This is a genomic window from Thermodesulfovibrio sp. TK500a, assembly GCF_055381765.1.
In genome coordinates this window covers 1,453,881-1,470,226 of sequence record NZ_AP041606.1, presented here as the reverse complement: position 1 = coordinate 1,470,226, position 16,346 = coordinate 1,453,881, and the positions used below count along the sequence as shown (strand labels likewise).

17 protein-coding genes are annotated in these 16,346 nt (G+C 37.9%); all 17 read right to left on the bottom strand.

Features of this window, described 5'->3' with window-relative positions; all coding sequences use genetic code 11:
- Nucleotides 1-2 precede the first annotated feature (2 nt).
- Entirely contained in the window at nt 3-2,102 is a 2,100-nt protein-coding gene (locus tag ACZ430_RS07720) for an ATP-dependent helicase (RefSeq protein WP_297209176.1), read from the bottom strand.
- A 33-nt stretch (nt 2,103-2,135) separates the two neighbouring features.
- Entirely contained in the window at nt 2,136-3,962 is a 1,827-nt protein-coding gene (gene glmS / locus ACZ430_RS07715; protein ID WP_297209179.1) for a glutamine--fructose-6-phosphate transaminase (isomerizing), read from the bottom strand.
- Entirely contained in the window at nt 3,962-5,323 is a 1,362-nt protein-coding gene (glmU, locus tag ACZ430_RS07710; protein ID WP_297209182.1) for a bifunctional UDP-N-acetylglucosamine diphosphorylase/glucosamine-1-phosphate N-acetyltransferase GlmU, read from the bottom strand. The genes glmS and glmU overlap by 1 nt, the downstream gene beginning before the upstream one ends.
- Nucleotides 5,323-5,934 (bottom strand): DUF502 domain-containing protein, encoded by a 612-nt coding sequence (locus tag ACZ430_RS07705; protein ID WP_297209185.1) that lies wholly within the window; start codon nt 5,932-5,934, stop codon nt 5,323-5,325. Before ACZ430_RS07705 ends, glmU begins: the two co-directional genes overlap by 1 nt.
- Before the next feature lies 1 nt (nt 5,935).
- Nucleotides 5,936-6,691, bottom strand: a complete 756-nt coding sequence (locus tag ACZ430_RS07700; RefSeq protein ID WP_297209188.1) for a YebC/PmpR family DNA-binding transcriptional regulator — start codon at nt 6,689-6,691, stop codon at nt 5,936-5,938.
- Between the two features lie 55 nt (nt 6,692-6,746).
- A complete protein-coding gene (locus ACZ430_RS07695) occupies nt 6,747-7,499 on the bottom strand; it encodes a hypothetical protein (RefSeq protein WP_297209191.1) in 753 nt (250 codons plus the stop codon).
- The gene (gene pyrE, locus ACZ430_RS07690) at nt 7,496-8,080 is read right to left on the bottom strand and encodes an orotate phosphoribosyltransferase (protein ID WP_297209193.1); all 585 of its coding nucleotides are present in this window, start codon (nt 8,078-8,080) and stop codon (nt 7,496-7,498) included. The genes ACZ430_RS07695 and pyrE overlap by 4 nt, the downstream gene beginning before the upstream one ends.
- On the bottom strand, nt 8,077-8,508 hold the full coding sequence (locus ACZ430_RS07685; RefSeq protein WP_297209195.1) for a glycine zipper 2TM domain-containing protein: 432 nt from the start codon (nt 8,506-8,508) through the stop codon (nt 8,077-8,079). The genes pyrE and ACZ430_RS07685 overlap by 4 nt, the downstream gene beginning before the upstream one ends.
- 26 nt (nt 8,509-8,534) lie before the next feature.
- Nucleotides 8,535-9,434, bottom strand: a complete 900-nt coding sequence (locus ACZ430_RS07680) for a GGDEF domain-containing protein (protein ID WP_339944260.1) — start codon at nt 9,432-9,434, stop codon at nt 8,535-8,537.
- A gap of 15 nt (nt 9,435-9,449) precedes the next feature.
- Complete coding sequence (gene pyrF / locus ACZ430_RS07675) at nt 9,450-10,166, bottom strand: orotidine-5'-phosphate decarboxylase (RefSeq protein WP_297209200.1); 717 nt, start codon at nt 10,164-10,166, stop codon at nt 9,450-9,452.
- Nucleotides 10,163-10,711, bottom strand: coding sequence for a dCTP deaminase (gene dcd, locus ACZ430_RS07670; RefSeq protein WP_297209202.1), 549 nt, complete (start codon nt 10,709-10,711; stop codon nt 10,163-10,165). The genes pyrF and dcd overlap by 4 nt, the downstream gene beginning before the upstream one ends.
- Nucleotides 10,712-10,717: 6 nt before the next feature.
- Nucleotides 10,718-12,619 carry an ATP-binding protein gene (locus tag ACZ430_RS07665; protein WP_297209205.1) on the bottom strand — a complete coding sequence of 634 codons (1,902 nt, stop codon included), beginning with the start codon at nt 12,617-12,619 and terminating at the stop codon, nt 10,718-10,720.
- Between the two features lie 2 nt (nt 12,620-12,621).
- Nucleotides 12,622-12,843 carry a sulfurtransferase TusA family protein gene (locus ACZ430_RS07660; protein WP_297209208.1) on the bottom strand — a complete coding sequence of 74 codons (222 nt, stop codon included), beginning with the start codon at nt 12,841-12,843 and terminating at the stop codon, nt 12,622-12,624.
- Nucleotides 12,825-13,079, bottom strand: coding sequence for a HypC/HybG/HupF family hydrogenase formation chaperone (locus ACZ430_RS07655; protein ID WP_297209211.1), 255 nt, complete (start codon nt 13,077-13,079; stop codon nt 12,825-12,827). Before ACZ430_RS07655 ends, ACZ430_RS07660 begins: the two co-directional genes overlap by 19 nt.
- Nucleotides 13,052-13,540 (bottom strand): HyaD/HybD family hydrogenase maturation endopeptidase, encoded by a 489-nt coding sequence (locus tag ACZ430_RS07650; RefSeq protein ID WP_339944255.1) that lies wholly within the window; start codon nt 13,538-13,540, stop codon nt 13,052-13,054. Before ACZ430_RS07650 ends, ACZ430_RS07655 begins: the two co-directional genes overlap by 28 nt.
- A gap of 65 nt (nt 13,541-13,605) precedes the next feature.
- Nucleotides 13,606-15,276: a nickel-dependent hydrogenase large subunit gene (locus tag ACZ430_RS07645; RefSeq protein ID WP_339944253.1), complete on the bottom strand. Its 1,671-nt coding sequence runs from the start codon at nt 15,274-15,276 to the stop codon at nt 13,606-13,608.
- 15 nt (nt 15,277-15,291) lie between these two features.
- The gene (locus ACZ430_RS07640; protein ID WP_339944251.1) at nt 15,292-16,320 is read right to left on the bottom strand and encodes a hydrogenase small subunit; all 1,029 of its coding nucleotides are present in this window, start codon (nt 16,318-16,320) and stop codon (nt 15,292-15,294) included.
- Nucleotides 16,321-16,346 lie beyond the last annotated feature (26 nt).

The window sequence follows — 16,346 nt, the reverse complement described above, 5'->3', positions numbered from 1 at the left end:
CTTTACACCCTCTCTAAGTTTGCTATTTTAGGAGCTAATTTCTTTACTCCTATTCCAGGAAAGTTTACAACTATTTTTAGGTCATCTCCCTCGCCATAACAATCTCTTACAACACCCACACCCCATGTGGGATGCTTTACTTTACAGCCAATCACAAAGGGAGGTTTAATCTTCCTTGAATCACTGTCTTTGACAGGAGTATTAAAATTAGAGCAGTCCTTTTTTATACAGCAGCAATACTCTGGTGGTATATCTTTTATAAAGCTTGAAGGTTCTTGGTTCTGAACCTTAGAGTATAGTCTTCTCTGCCTTACAGTCGTAAGAAAGAGCAGGTTTCGTGCCCTCGTCATACCCACATAGAAAAGTCTTCTCTCCTCCTGTAATTCTGCTGGGTCTTCTTGTGCTTTAAAATACGGTAAAATTCCCTCTTCACAGCCAGCAATGAATACAACGGGAAACTCTAATCCTTTTGCCGAATGAAGAGTAAGAAGGGATACGTAATTTTTCTTACTTTCCCATGAATCCACATTAGATACAAGGGAGACTTTATCGAGGAAATCTCTGACAGATATATTCTCAGCCGAGGAGAGTAGTTCAAGAACATTCTGAATTCTATCCTCTTCTATTTCCTCCAGATAGGCTGTAGTATTTAGAATATCTTTTATCATTGAGGCTGCATTTTTATAGTCTTTTGTTGATAAATCCTCTATAAGTGCAATAAAAGATGAAAGCTTCTGTTTCAATGACTCTGCCACTGTTTCATCATTTATTATTATTCTTATTGCCTCATAGTAAGAACAGCCATTCTTTTTTGCCTCTTGTTCAATCTTACTTATTGCGGAAGTTCCTATACCTCTTGGAGGTGTATTTATAACTCTTAATAAACTCACGTTATCTTCTCTATTAAGCAAAAGCCTCATGTAAGCGATAACATCTTTAATCTCCTTTCGGTGATAGAAACTAACACCACTTACTACATGATAAGGAATTCCCTCAATTCTTAAGGCTTCCTCAAGGGCTCTTGCCTGCAGGGTGAGCCTATAGAGAACAGCGAAATCTCTGTATTCGTAATCTCCCTTCAGATACATCTCTTTTATGTTTTTAGCAATGTATTTAGCCTCTTCTTCTTCGTTGCTAAGCTGACAGTAGTGAATTTTATCTCCCCAGTCTCTGTCAGTCCATAGATTTTTTGGCTTTCTTAATAAATTTTTGGAAATCATTGCAGAGGATGCAAGAATGATATGCTTTGTTGAACGGTAATTTTGTTCTAATTTGACTATTTTAACTCCTGGAAAATCCTTTTCAAAATTTAGTATGTTATGGACATTTGCTCCTCTAAATTTATAAATACTCTGGTCATCATCGCCAACAGCACAAATTTTCTTATGATACTTCGAAAGCAACTGAAGCAAAACATACTGGGATTTGTTAGTATCCTGAAACTCATCTACAAGAACATATCTAAAATGCTCGGCGTATTTTTTTAGTAAATCTTCCCTTTCGCTGAAAAGATTTATGACCATGAGAATCAAATCATCAAAATCAAGGGCATTGTATTTTTTTAATTCATTTTGATATTTTGCATAAATCCTGCCAAGTCTTTCTTCAAATTCATAACCCTCTATGTTAGAGGCATATTGCTCTGAAGTCACCATATTAGACTTTAAATTGCTTATCCTTGAAACTACGCACTTACATAAAGCCTCGTGCATGTTTAGTTCTTTCAATATCCTTTTTATAAGTGCAGCTTGGTCATCTTCGTCATAAATGATAAAATCTTTTTTGTAACCAATCTGGTCAATGTGAGCTCTTAGTATTCTTACACATAGAGAGTGAAAAGTGCCTATCCAGTAATTTTTCCAGTTTCCATTGCATATTTTACATATCCGCTCTTTCATTTCATCGGCTGCTTTGTTAGTGAACGTAACAGTAAATATTGAAGAAGGAGAGTAACCTAATACCTTTGTTAGATAAGCATATTTGTAAGTAATTACTCTTGTTTTTCCACTTCCTGCTCCTGCGAGCACCAGAAGCGGACCTTCACAGTATACTACAGCTTCTTGTTGCGCGGGATTTAACTCCCCTAAGGGGAAATCTTTCATGGCTGTACCCCTCTTTTTTTATTTTTAAAAAATCTATTCAACAGTAACACTTTTTGCAAGATTTCTTGGTTGATCAACATCACACCCCCTTAATAGTGCTACATGATAAGCAAGCAACTGAAGGGGAATACTGAAAAGAATAGTATTTAGATAGCTATTTATTCCTTCTACGTGAATAAATCTATCGGATAATCTAATAAGTTTATCTTTCTTTGTATTTGATAAGGTGATTACAAAACCATCCCTTGCCTTTATTTCCTCTATATTAGATAGGGTTTTCTCAAGATAGAGGTCATCGGATACCACAAAAATAACAGGAAAACCTTCCTCTACCAGTGCTATAGGTCCGTGTTTCATCTCTCCTGCAGCATATCCCTCTGCATGTATGTATGATATTTCTTTTAATTTAAGCGCTCCTTCAAGTGCAACGGGATAATTAAGACCTCTTCCAAGATAGAGAAAATTAGGTTTCCTGTATAATTCTTTTGCAAGATTTTGAATTTTTTCGTCTAATTTCAATGTTTCCTCAGCTAATCTTGGTAGATGAAAAAGGTCTATCAGAAACTTTTCATTGACAACAGCTGGATTTATCCTACGGGACATTGACAAAGCAAAGGCAAGAATATACAAAGCTACTATCTGACAACTAAAAGCCTTTGTAGAGGCAACACCTATCTCTGGACCGGAATGGGTATAGAAAACCGCATCGGATTCACGAGATGCGGTGCTTCCAAGAACATTACATATTGTAAGCGTCTTTAATCCTGCCTTTTTTGCATACCTGAGAGCAGCCAAAGTGTCTGCTGTCTCTCCTGATTGCGTAATTGCTACAAAGAGAGAGTCCGCTTCAAAGGGCACTTCTCTATATCTGAATTCTGACGCTATGTCAATCTCAACAGGTATTTTAGCTATTCTCTCAATAGTATATTTCCCTATCATACAAGCATGATAGGAAGTACCGCAGGCGACAAGATAGATTTTCTTGATTAAAGCCATTTCATCCTTTGTTATTCCCCATTCTTTGTAATTTATCTTTGAACCATCTGGTAAAACCCTGCCTCTAATCGTATCAGCTAAGGCTCTCGGTTGTTCGTGTATCTCTTTAAGCATAAAATGTTTGTAACCACCCTTTTCAGCCATTGAGGCCGTCCATGTAATGGTTACGGGTTTTTTTCTTTTTTCGTTACCTTTTAAATCACAAACTTTATAGTCCCTGCCTTTAATAACAACCATTTCTCCATCATCGAGAAATATCACATTATTGCAGTAGGTTAGAAAAGCCGGAATATCAGAGGCAATAAATTTCTCCTTTTCCGAAACGCCTACTACAAGAGGGCTTTCCATTCTTACACCAATTATTTTGTCAGGCTCTTTTTCATCTATTATTACAACTGCGTATGAGCCTTTAAGCATGGAAACAGCCTTTTTTACAGCCTCTTCAAAACTAAAATTTTCTCTAAATTTTCTTATAAGATGAGCAATTACCTCTGTGTCTGTTTCAGAGTTAAATTTAAATCCCTCTGCCATAAGCTCTCTTTTAAGCTCTGCATAGTTCTCTATAATTCCGTTATGCACAAGAGCTATACCGCCAGAGCAGTGGGGGTGAGCATTTTCATTAGATGGTTTGCCATGTGTAGCCCATCTTGTATGCCCAATGGCTATCTTTGCCTTTTTTAAGCTACTGTCTATTAATTGCTCCAGATTGGCTATTTTACCTTTACACTTTACAGTTGTTATCTTATCTTCAATCAGACAGGCTATGCCTGCAGAGTCGTAACCTCTGTATTCAAGCTTTTTTAAGCCCTCAATAACCACCTCTGTTGCGCTTCTGTCACCAATGTATCCTATTATCCCGCACATTATTCCTTCCTTCGCCTCCTCTTTGCCCAATCTTCGATATTCTTCTGAGGTGTCCTGCTTATAGCAAGAGAACCTTCTGGAACTTCCTTTGTAATTGTAGAACCCGCCCCTACATAGGCATCCCTATTTATTTTCACTGGTGCTACAAGCTGGGTATCACTCCCTATAAAAACATTGTCTTCAATTATTGTTTTATGCTTTTTCTGACCATCGTAATTGCATGTGATTGTGCCTGCTCCAATGTTCACGTTTCTGCCAATCTGAGCATCTCCCAAATAACTAAGATGTGATGCCTTGCTACCATCTCCTATTGTTGTTTTTTTCACTTCTACAAAATTTCCAATCTTACAGTTTCTGCCAACAACAGTCTCTGGTCTTAAATGGGCAAAAGGACCTATCTTAGAGCCTTCCATTATGTGGGTATTTTCAGCAACTGTGCAGTCCTTTATCTCAACATTATCCTCTATTATGCAATTTTTTAATCTGACCCCTTGGTATATTGTGCAATTCTCCCCGATTTTAGTTTCTCCTTCAAGAAATACATTGGGATAGATTACTGTATCCTCTCCGATAGAGACCTTAGGTGAAATCCAAACTGTACTGGGGTCATAAAAAGTTACTCCTCTTTCCATCCATTCCCTTACAATCGAATCTCTTAAGTATCTTATTGCTAATGAAAGCTCAGCTCTTGTATTTATACCTATTAGCTCTTCTTCAGTGGCTAATGGATATGCCTCTACTCTATTTCCTCTTTTAACAGCGATTTCAACAAGGTCTGTAAGATAGAATTCTCCTTTGTTTTTATTTTCTTTAACTTCCCTTACAAGTTCAGCTGTCTGCCGCCTCAATAAATAAACCCCGCTGTTAGCCTCAGAAATTTCCTTCTGCTCTTCTGATAAATCCGTTTTCTCAACGATTTTTTCAACTAATCCCTCGGGATTTCTTAAAATTCTTCCGTAACTGTGTTCCCTCTGAGGATAGAAAGATAGAATACCCATTGCAAGATTGTTTTTATCAAATAAATCAATCAATTTTTGAATAGTCTCTCTTCTTAAAAGAGGTGTATCACCATTAAGTATTAAAAGCCTATCACTTTTTATGTGCGGCAGAGCAGAAAGCAAAGCATCTGCAGTTCCCCGAGGTTCTTTTTGAAAAACAATATCCAGATTTTTATTTGAAATATATTCTATAACCGCTTTTAATTTAGGATTTAATACGACAAATATATTATCTGGTTTTATGCTCTTAGCTGTTTGTAATAAATAATCTATAATAGGTGTATCGAACATTTTGTGTAGCACTTTTGGCAGCTTTGACTTCATTCTTGTTCCCAGACCAGCTGCCAAAATAACTACATCCACTATCTCTCACCTCTTATAATTTCAGGTGAAGCTATTCCACCCGATAGAATGATTTTTATTCCCTGCTGAACGGGAATATCAGTATGAATTACACACTCAGGTTCAAAAAGCACCACCTCTCCTAAGTAGAGATTGTTTGTTGGAATGTATACGGCAGCAAGTTTTTTTTCGCAATTTTCTGATTGAATGGTGCATATCTTCGTTTGAAAGCCAAAAGCAAAGCAACCTTTTCGAGGATATTCAACTATTACGAACTTTTGAAAAGATGAGGTATTATCGGGAGAAAAAGCATCTATCAGTTGTTTGATTGATGAATAAAGACTTTTGAAAACGGGAATTTTAAGAAAAAGCAGTTTTTCAATCTGGTCAAGAAGTTTCTTTCCAAAAACATTTGTAGATATTATTCCTACTACAAAAACCAGTATAATTGCCGTTACAAACCCCAAGCCTGCAATATGTCTTCCAAAAATATAGTCATAAATAGGTCCTAAAAGACCGTCTACAATTTTGAATAGCTGTATGAAGATAAATATGCTTATTGCGACAGGGATAGTTACAATGAGGCCTGCGATAAACTTTCGCTTAAAGGTTAGTCTGATGGATGGCTCCATACTATGCACTGACCTTACTCATCGCCTCATCAGGTATGTCAAAGTTAGCATAAACATTCTGGACATCATCATGGTCCTCCAAGGCCTCCATCAGCTTTAACATTCTTTCCGCATCATCTCCTTCAATGGAAACATAATTTTTAGGAAGCATAGTAACCTCTGCAAGAGAAACATTTACCCCTGCATTCTGAAGAGCTGATTTAACTTCCTTAAGGTTTTCTGGCGGAAATATGAGTTCAAAACTCTCCTCTTTTGGGTCATTTCTTACGTCATCCACACCTGCTTCAAGAGCAATCGATATTAATGTGTCTTCATCTATTGTCTTTTTATCAACGAGAATATATCCCTTTTTCTCAAAAATCCATGATACACATCCAGACTCTCCAAGACTTCCTCCATGCTTTGACAGAAGATGTCTTATCTCTGAGACTGTTCTGTTTTTGTTGTCTGTCATGGCTTCAATAAGTAACGCCACGCCTCCGGGTCCATATCCCTCATATATAACCTCCTCGTAAGCAGCTCCTGCAAGTTCACCTGTTCCCTTCATTATTGCTCTTTTAATATTGTCAGAGGGCATGTTAACTTCTCTTGCCTTTTCAATAGCTACTCTTAAGCGTGGGTTTTTCTCAGGGTCACCACCGCCAAGTCTTGCAGCAACAGATATTTCCTTTACTAACTTTGTAAATATTTTACCTCTTTTTGCATCAACCTGTGCCTTCTTGTGCTTGATTTGAGCCCATTTGGAATGACCTGCCACTAAAACCTCCTAATGGAAGGAATATTTTAATATTAATAAGATTTTCTCAATTCTGTCAAATCGTTATCCTGTCCATAATATCTAAAACCTCTTTAAATAGAGGATTTTTAAGTTCACCCTCTCCAATTTCTCTTATGAATGTTAATCTCTGAGCTCTTTTAAAGGCTTCTGGATTTTCTATAGAGATTTTTGCGAATAAGCTTTCTAAGAATTTTTCAGTCAAAGGAGCTTCGAGTATGCCATCCTGAGAAATTAAAAATTTTGCAAAATGAGAGCTCTGCGTAAGGTGACTAAAAAAGTTTTCCATTAACTCTCTCTGCTGTATTAGCGACTCTCTCAAGGCATAGAAATCTTTTCTTAACTGGTCATCCACAAATGCCCCATCCCATACTGTTGGATAACTCTCGGCAAATCCCTTGCATTTTCTAAAAGCTCCCTTTTTCTTGCTAATTATGACTTTGTCCTGATATTCTTCAGGAAAAGTTACGGAAAAAGGAACAACTCTGCACTGAAGAGGTTTAAGATTATCCTGTATGGCACAAAGAGCGTTTTTGAGAAGACGACATTTAGGGTTAAATCTATTTCCTGCTATAAAATCGCCGATGATGTAAAAATTTTTGTATCTGAATGTTATTTCTTGAAGATATTTTTCGTGTTCTGCGTCGAGGGGATAAACTTTCTGAAAACCCAATGTTATAGGGAATAAACGATAAAGACCACTGATTTCTGAGAGAGTTATAATTGTTGCTCCTCCACAACAAGCGGAGGAGCACTCTTTTATGCACTTAAATCTTATGATATTGCTCAACTTTTATGAATTGCCATTACTTCTTGTCTTGTTACTACTGCTTCAAGCTCCTGTGGAAATCCGCACTCACCTAAAAATTTCAATATATTTTCCCTGCCTCCTTCCTGTCTATCAACAAGTACAACCACTTTTCTTACCAAAACTCCTACCTCCTTCAACCTGGTTATTGCCTGAATTGTAGAGCTTCCCGTAGTTATCACATCATCAACAACTACCACGCTATCGCCCGAGTTAATATTACCCTCAATCCATTGCATTGTTCCGTGTTCCTTAGCTTTTTTCCGCACGGTGAATGCTTCCAGGGGCTTGCCTTTAAGGTATGAAGTATAGGCAACGGCATTGGAGATAGGGTCTGCACCGAGAGTTAATCCGCCAATTCCTCTAACATTAAGATGAGATATCATATCGAAAATTATATGACCTATCAGATACATGCCTTCTGGCGAAAGTGTCACAGTTTTACAGTTAAAATAATAATTACTTAAAGCACCAGATACCAGCTTGAATACAGGTTTTTCACTGTATTTAAAAGCTCTCTCGTAAATAAGCCTTGTTAATCTCTCCCTCATTTCTTCTATCAATAGCTTCTCTCCTGTTTCTCTGACTCACAGACCTCTTTTACCGAATCCTTTACAAGCTTTCCGTTTTCCCATACTTTCTCTGAGACTTTTCTGCATTTTGTCTGAGGGTCTTTGTAGTAATAATCACTTGCAGGTTCTGCTCTGTAGTAACCTCTTCCGTCCTCGGTTCTGTATTCAACAGGACGACCACTTTGATAAGCTTCTCTTGAACCTCTTGTTGAAATATCGGCAATAGTTGCACCGAAAACTCCACCAAGAGCTGCACCTATAACACCTCCACGCCAGGGATTTTTACTGTCAAGCAGTGCACCAGCTATTCCTCCAACAACAGCTCCTGCTCCAGCTCCCTCATAATGTTGTTGCTGAAGTTGTCCACAAGAAACCGTTAGAAGCAATAAAAGAGACATTAGTAAAGCTATCTTTTTCATTTTAAACCTCCACTATTTTTTATTTTTTATTCTACTACAAAAGGCTCAAAAATTACCCTATTTCTTCCACTCTGCTTAGCTTTGTATAAGGCTATGTCTGCCCTTTGGATTATTTCATCGACGCTTATAAGGACTTCTCCGTGAAAAGTTGTTAATCCCACACTAATAGAAAGATTTATTGGTCTTCCAGAAAAGGTATGAAATTCATTTCTTGCAACTTTTTTTCTGAAATTCTCGCATATTTCAACAGCTTCCTTTTCAGCAGTTGAGGGCATAATTAGACAGAACTCTTCACCACCATATCGCCCTATGGTCATGCTGTTTGGGAAGAAATCTACAGCCATTGAGACAAGTTCAATTAGAACTCTATCTCCCGATAGATGCCCGTAAGTATCATTTATTTTTTTGAAGAAATCTATATCAATTAGAGCCAGGCTAAGAGGGTCTTTATAAAGTGAACACCAGCTTATCTCTTCGCCTATCCTCTCCATTAAGAAGCTTCTGTTATAAGCTCCTGTTAAAGGGTCTTTGGTGAGAAGCCTATTAAACTCCCTTTTTATATCCACTATTTCCCGTGCTTTATTTATTTTCATGATTAGTTCACATTTGAGAAAATTTTCAATGAGATAATCATAAATGTCGTATTCACAGATTTTTTGTATTTGTGCCTCAATCTTTTTTCTAAAAATTACAATAAGGGGTATGTCTCTTAGAGAAGGAGCAGAAGTGAAATTTTCAATCAATTTCCATTTTCTTCTGTTTTTAGTTGAGAAATCGAACATTATCACATCTGGATTTATCCGATAAATTTTGTCTTGCAGATTATCGTCTATCGGAAGATTTAATAAAAAATTGACCTCTTTTTTTAAAAACTCCGAAACCTTGATAGCAAGAGATTGTCTGTTAGTACACAAAACTACTTTCATTATAAGGGAAGAAATTTATGCATCTTTATGCTCCATTCTGAAAAAAGTAGAAAGTGCATCCATTGGATTATTTGAAAGGGTAACGGCTCTACCAACAACTATATAGTCAGCGCCTCTATTAAAAGCCTCTTGCGGAGTAACAGCTCTTTTCTGGTCATCCCGAACAAGCTTGGTAAGCCTTATTCCAGGAGTGACAACGAGAAAATCTTTTCCGCATTTCTCTTTAACCAAGAATATTTCATTGGCAGAGGCTACTACTCCGTCTAATCCTACTTTTTTAGCCATTATGGCAAGATTTTCTACTAAGCAACTAACCTCTATGGAAAATCCAAAAATCTCCTCCAATGCCTTTCCGTCAAGACTCGTAAGAACTGTTACACCAAGGAGTTTTAGAGAAATATTACTCTTTATTTTCTCTTCCTCAACTGTATCTCTTGCTCTTTTAAGCATCTCAATTCCACCCAAAGTGTGAAGCGTTAACATGTCTACTCCAAAGTTCAAACTTACGCTGACAGCCCTCTGAACTGTATTGGGTATGTCATGGAATTTAAGGTCAAGGAAAATTTTCTTATTTCTCCTCTTTAAAGCATCAATAATTCTCTCTCCTTCGCTAAGAAAAAGCTCCGTTCCAACTTTGTAAAAATTTATAGCACCCTCAAGCTTATCTACTATCTGTAAAGCCTGTTTCCTGTCTGAAAAGTCAAGAGCGATGATTACTCTGTCAAGGCTCATATCTTTGGCAGCACAATTCCCTGTTGTGCCTGATATTTACCTTTTCTATCGGCATAAGAAACTTCGCATTCTTCCTCCGCCTTTATGAATATCAACTGAGCAATACCTTCGTTTGCGTATATCTTGGCAGGAAGAGGAGTAGTGTTTGAGATTTCAATTGTTACAAAGCCTTCCCAGGCAGGCTCAAGGGGCGTAACATTTACTATAATTCCACATCTTGCATATGTAGATTTACCGATACAGAGAACTAAAACATCTCGAGGAATTCGGAAATACTCAACAGACCTGGCGAGAGCAAAAGAATTAGGAGGTATTATACAGGCTTCTCCTTTAAACTCAACAAAGCTTTTTGGGTCGAAGTTTTTAGGGTCTACTATTGTATTGTTTATGTTTGTGAATATCCTGAATTCATCGGCAACTCTCATGTCATATCCGTAAGAGCTTATTCCGTAAGATATAACCCCCTCTCTTACAAGTCCCTCTTCAAAAGGCTCAATCATACCATTTCTGGCCATTTCTCTAATCCATCTGTCATTTCTTACCATAGCACCTCACTCCTTTTTATCCAGCATATTTCTTATTTTATATAAAAGCTCATCGGCAGATATTGTTTTCTCTATGCTTTCAAACTCTTTTAAATCAATGGGGTGTCCGCTCATTATTATTGTCTTAATCTTATCACTGATTTTTCTTATCTGTTTTACAGTCTCTATACCAGAAATACCTGGCATAACAAGGTCTACAAGGCAGAGAGAGATTAACTCTTTGTTGTCCTCAACAATATTAACCGCCTCAAAACCGTCTGAAGCCTCTATTACACTATATCCAAAATCTTTTAATATCGCAGAGAAGTATCTTCTTATCTGCTCGTCATCGTCGACAACTAAAATAGTTTCATCTCCCTTAAGAGCTTTCCTATCAATAATGAGAGTATCTCTTTTTTCCTCATGAGGTAGATATATCTTGAAAGTTGTTCCTTTACCGGGCTCACTGTATACGTGTATGTGCCCTCCGTAGCCTTTTATTAATCCAAAAACCGTTGATAAACCCAAACCTGTTCCCTTCCCCTTGGGTTTTGTTGTGAAAAAGGGTTCAAATATCCGCTCTTTTGTCTCCTTGTCCATGCCAATTCCTGTATCTGTTACACAGATTGCCACATAGTGCCCTGGTTTTACTAAAGGATGGGTATAGTAATAATCCATGTCAAGATTAACATCCTTCAGACCTAAAGTGAGAGTTCCTCCATCGGGCATGGCATCTCTTGCATTAGTGACAAGATTCATAAGTATTACCTCAAGATGAGAGGGATCTATTCGGTATGATATTTCATCTTCTGGAATTTTTAACTTTACCTGTATGTCTCTTCCAATTATTGGTCTTATGAACTCTGCAAACTCTAAGAGATATCTGCTTAAGTTTATTTTCTTTGATTCGCCTACAGCTTCCTTTCTACTAAAAGTTAGGAGATTTTTTGCGAGGTCTCGGGCTCTCTCTCCTGCTTCAATTATCTTTCTTGAGTAATTTTTAATAAGCGAATCCTCTATTTTTTCCTCAATAAGATTTGCAAAACCGAGAATTCCCGAGAGAATATTATTAAATTCATGAGCAACCCTACCTGAAAGCAAACCTAAAGCTTGCATTTTATGCGAGTGAATAAGTTGCTCTTGTATTTTCTTTCTCTCGGATATATCAATGATAGAGGCAATTGACTTTTTTGTATACGGTATCATTGCTACATTTATCAAAACATCCTTGATTTTTCCCTCTCTGTCTTTAATCTTTGCTTCATACTGCCGAGGTGCGAGATGAGGAGAAATTCTCCTTAACTTATGATACTCAATCATCGTGTTTAAGAGTTCCTCAGGAACAAAATCTGTCCATTTGAATTTTCCTTCAAGTTCTTTTTTAGAGTAACCTACTAAATCCTCCAACTCCTTGTTTACAAACTCAATAGTCATATCCTCATCGACAACAACTATCGCCACACCTACAGAGGAGAGTATGGCATTTTGTTGCTCATAACTGTGAACTATCTCTGCATGCTGCTCTTTAAGCCTTTCTATGTAATCTAAAAATCTATCTCTTTGCTTATTTATAAGCTGACCAAGCATTTTTACAATCTCAACTGGAGAGTCTTCAGAGGCTCTTACTGAGTAGTCTCCCTGCTGAAGTTTTCTTAGGACATCAAAATGCTCGCAAATACCTATGGCTAATTCGTGATTGAGATTTAAAAACTCTTCTACTTCTTCTGTAAGTCTATGTATTGTATCAACTAATTTCTTAAGACATCCTTTATCTGTAAAAATCGTAACTTTTTGAGAGGTATCGCCCTTAGAGAGACTTTCCAGAACTGAAATGCATTGATGGAGAATTTTGATAAAGTCTTCTCCATGTTGACAATTCTCAATTGAACAATGAAGGTTTAGTAAACTGCCACAAAGGTATTTCGCCATTTTCAAATCCTTATAGTCACCTTGAGTTTATCACCCTGCTTTTCCATGTTAATTATGGTCTTTCCGAGTTTTTGACACCAGGCTTTAATATCCTTTTCAAAGGTAGGACAATCCCCGATTACCTCTATTATCTCTCCTTCTTTAAAATTGGGATATTGGGAACTCAGCTTTAAGATAGGATAAGGGCATTTTAATCCGCAGTAATCTAAGACTCTGTCTGCCAAATCTTTTCCTTCTCCTCCATGTCTTTAAATATTTTTTCAAATATTTTTAATGCTTCTTCAGCTTCATCTGGTTCCATTTTGTTTATGGCAAAGCCAGCATGAACAAGCACATAATCTCCAATCTTTGGTTCTTCCGGTAATAGCATAAGACTAATCTGCTTTCTCAAACCCATTACATCAACAGTAGCCATGTATCCGTCAATTTCTACTATTTTTGATGGCACTGCGAGACACATTTTATCCCCCATCTTTTAAGTATTTCTAAAATTTCTTTAGTAAGTTCATTTAGTTTACCAGCCACAACAGGTGTAAGGTCAAGACCAAGGTCTATATTTTCAGGTTGAATACCCACAAGAACAAGCTCTTCAGGCATATAACCCATCAGCCTTGCCACTTCAAGTAAATCCTGAACGCCTACGTGATGGACAGAAAGTTTTGTTTTAAGATAGGGAGGTATCTCGTCCCCTCTTAAAACCTTTATGAAACCTGGCTCTTTTCCAAAATCAACAACATCGATAATCATAATTTTTTTATATTTTTCGATATACGGCAGAAGTTCGAGACCCAAAGTTCCTCCATCGATGATTTCAATAGGTGGTTGAAAACTATAATCTTTCTTTAAAGTTTCAGCAACCTTCGGGCCTACCCCTTCGTCTTGCATTAAAATATTTCCTACACCAATTATGCAAATATCCATCTTTTTCTCCAATTAAAAAGCCCTCCTTTGTGGGGAGGGCTTTCAAAATTTTTATTTGTTCTAATTTATTCTTCCTTTACTTCAACGATATGCATACCACATGCCATGCATGGGTCAAAGGAGTGAATAGTTCTTAGAAGTTCAAGGGGCTGTTTCGAATCAGCTACAGGTGTATTAATAAGAGCCTCCTCAACAGGACCTCTTACACCCTTGTGGTCTCTTGGTGAAAGATTCCATGTAGATGGCACTACCATCTGATAGTTTTCAATCTTCTTATTCTTTATTACTATATAGTGAGATAGAGCACCACGAGGAGCATCATGCCAACCCATACCTTTTGCCTCTGCAGGCCAAGTCTTTGGATCCCATTTTTCAGTGTTAGCGATTGTGTAATCACCTTTTTTGATATTTGCAGCAAGCTCATTGATGAAATCTTTTGTTTTGTAGGCAGTAACAAGAGCTATAATTCCTCTTGCCGCTGTTCTTCCAAGAGTGGAGAACAAAGCTTCGGGTCCGACACCGAGTTTTTTCATTACCATATCTGCTGCTTCCTTAACTTCCTTATGTCCTGAAGCATAGGCTACAAGCACTCTTGCAAGAGGACCTACTTCCATTGGAAGGTCTTCATATCTTGGTGCTTTACCCCAACTGTATTTACCGTCTACATTGAGATACTCATATGGTGGTTTAGGTCCTGTATAATTAGGCACTGTCTCTCCATCCCAAGGATGAAGTCCTGCATTTTCTCCCTTGGAATATTTGTAGTATGAACGAGTTATGTATTCCTGAATCTTTTTGTGGTCAACGGGATATATTTCCTTTAGATTTTTGTTCTTTATAATTCCTGCTGGTAGCCAGAGTTTTCCATTTGCCTCTGGATACTCACCACAGGCAAGGAAATTCACATTTCCACCATATTTTGCCCAATCTTTGTAGAAAGATGCGACTGCGAGAAGGTCTGGAATATATACTTTTTCAACAAACTCAATAGCCATATCAGCATATTTATTTAAAGCAGCAATAGTGCCTGCATTAATTGCATTCTGGCTTTCTGGGTCTATTGGAATTGCCATTCCACCTACTAAGAAGGTCTGGGGATGTGGGTTTTTTGCACCGAGCATTGCCATCATCTTGATAACTTCTCTTTGCCAATCAAGAGCCTCAAGATAATGGGCAACGGCCATTAAATTAGCTTCTGGTGGCAATTTATATGCAGGATGTCCCCAATAGCCATTGCTGAATATTCCAAGCTGTCCTCTCTCTACAAAGGCTTTCAGTTTGTCCTGAACAGCCTTGAAGTATGTTGTTGAATTATTAGGCCATGGAGAAATGCTTTTTGCAAGTTCTGAAGTTTTTGCAGGGTCTGCTTTCAAAGCAGAGACAACATCAACCCAATCAAGAGCATGAAGATGATAGAAATGAATTACATGGTCTTGAACACACTGATTCGCCATTATGAGATTTCTGATAAGGTCAGCATTTCTTGGAACTTTAATCTTCAATGCATCTTCTACTGCTCTTATTGATGCCATTGCATGAACAGTTGTACAGACACCGCAAAGTCTCTGCACAAAAACCCATGCTTCTCTTGGGTCTCTTCCTTTCATTATTACTTCTATTCCACGCCACATTGTACAGGATGAATAGGCATCTTTCACCTTTCCATCGGCAACTACTGCTTCACACCTTAAATGTCCCTCAATCCTTGTAACTGGATCAATTACTAATCTTGCCATACATGCCCCCTTTATTTATTCCTTATTTTCTTTCTTTGCTAAACCGGCTACTGCCATTGCTCCAAGACCTATCTTGGAAGCCTTTGCAAAGAAGCCCTCTCTTTTGCCTGAATCAGCATAAAATGGAGAGTTAGCATCCCAGAATTTTGGCTCTGAGCAGGCAACACAGGGATGTCCTGCCATGACAGGCCAGCTTACACCGTCATTCCATCTAATGGTGGGACAGTTGTGGTAGGCAAAGGGTCCTTTGCAACCAAGCTCATAGAGACACCATCCAAGCCTATGTCCTTTATCTCCCCATGCCTTGGCGAATTCCTGTGTATCAAAATGACCTCTTCTTTCGCAGTTATCATGAATGAGAATGCCATGGGCAAATAGAGGTCTTCCAAGATTGTCAGTTTTTGGAAGTTTTCCAAAGGTGAGGAAATAAACTACTGTAGCAGTGAAGTTCTCTACATTTAGAGGACAGCCTGGAAGATTAATTACAGGCTTATCTTTGATTATATCTCTTACACCTACGGCTCCCGTGGGATTAGGTTTTGCTGCTGGAATACCACCATAAGTTGCACAAGTGCCAATTGCAATTATAGCAGCAGCGTCTTTAGCAACTTCTTTCATTATGTCAACAGATGACCTGCCACCAATACAGCAGTAAATGCCACCATCTTTTGGAGAAATTGCGCCTTCCACTACCACAAGATATTTGCCCTTATACTTCTTAATCGCATCATGAAGGGATTTTTCAGCCTGATGTCCTGCCGCTGCCATTATTGTCTCGTGATACTCAAGAGATACTACATCGAGAACAATCTGTCCTATTGTTGGTTTTGTTGCTCTTAAAACACTTTCACTACAGCCAGTGCAGTCCTGAAAATGTAGCCATACTACTACTGGCTTTTCTTTTTTCTCCATTGCTTCTGCAATCTTTGGAACATAAGAGGAGGAGAGTCCTAAAACAGCCGCTGTAGATGCACAGAATTTAAGGAAGTCTCTTCTTGAAACCCCGCGACGAACCAATCCTTCATAGATTGTTCCTTTATCCATACAAGCCCCCTGAAAAGATTTTTTTG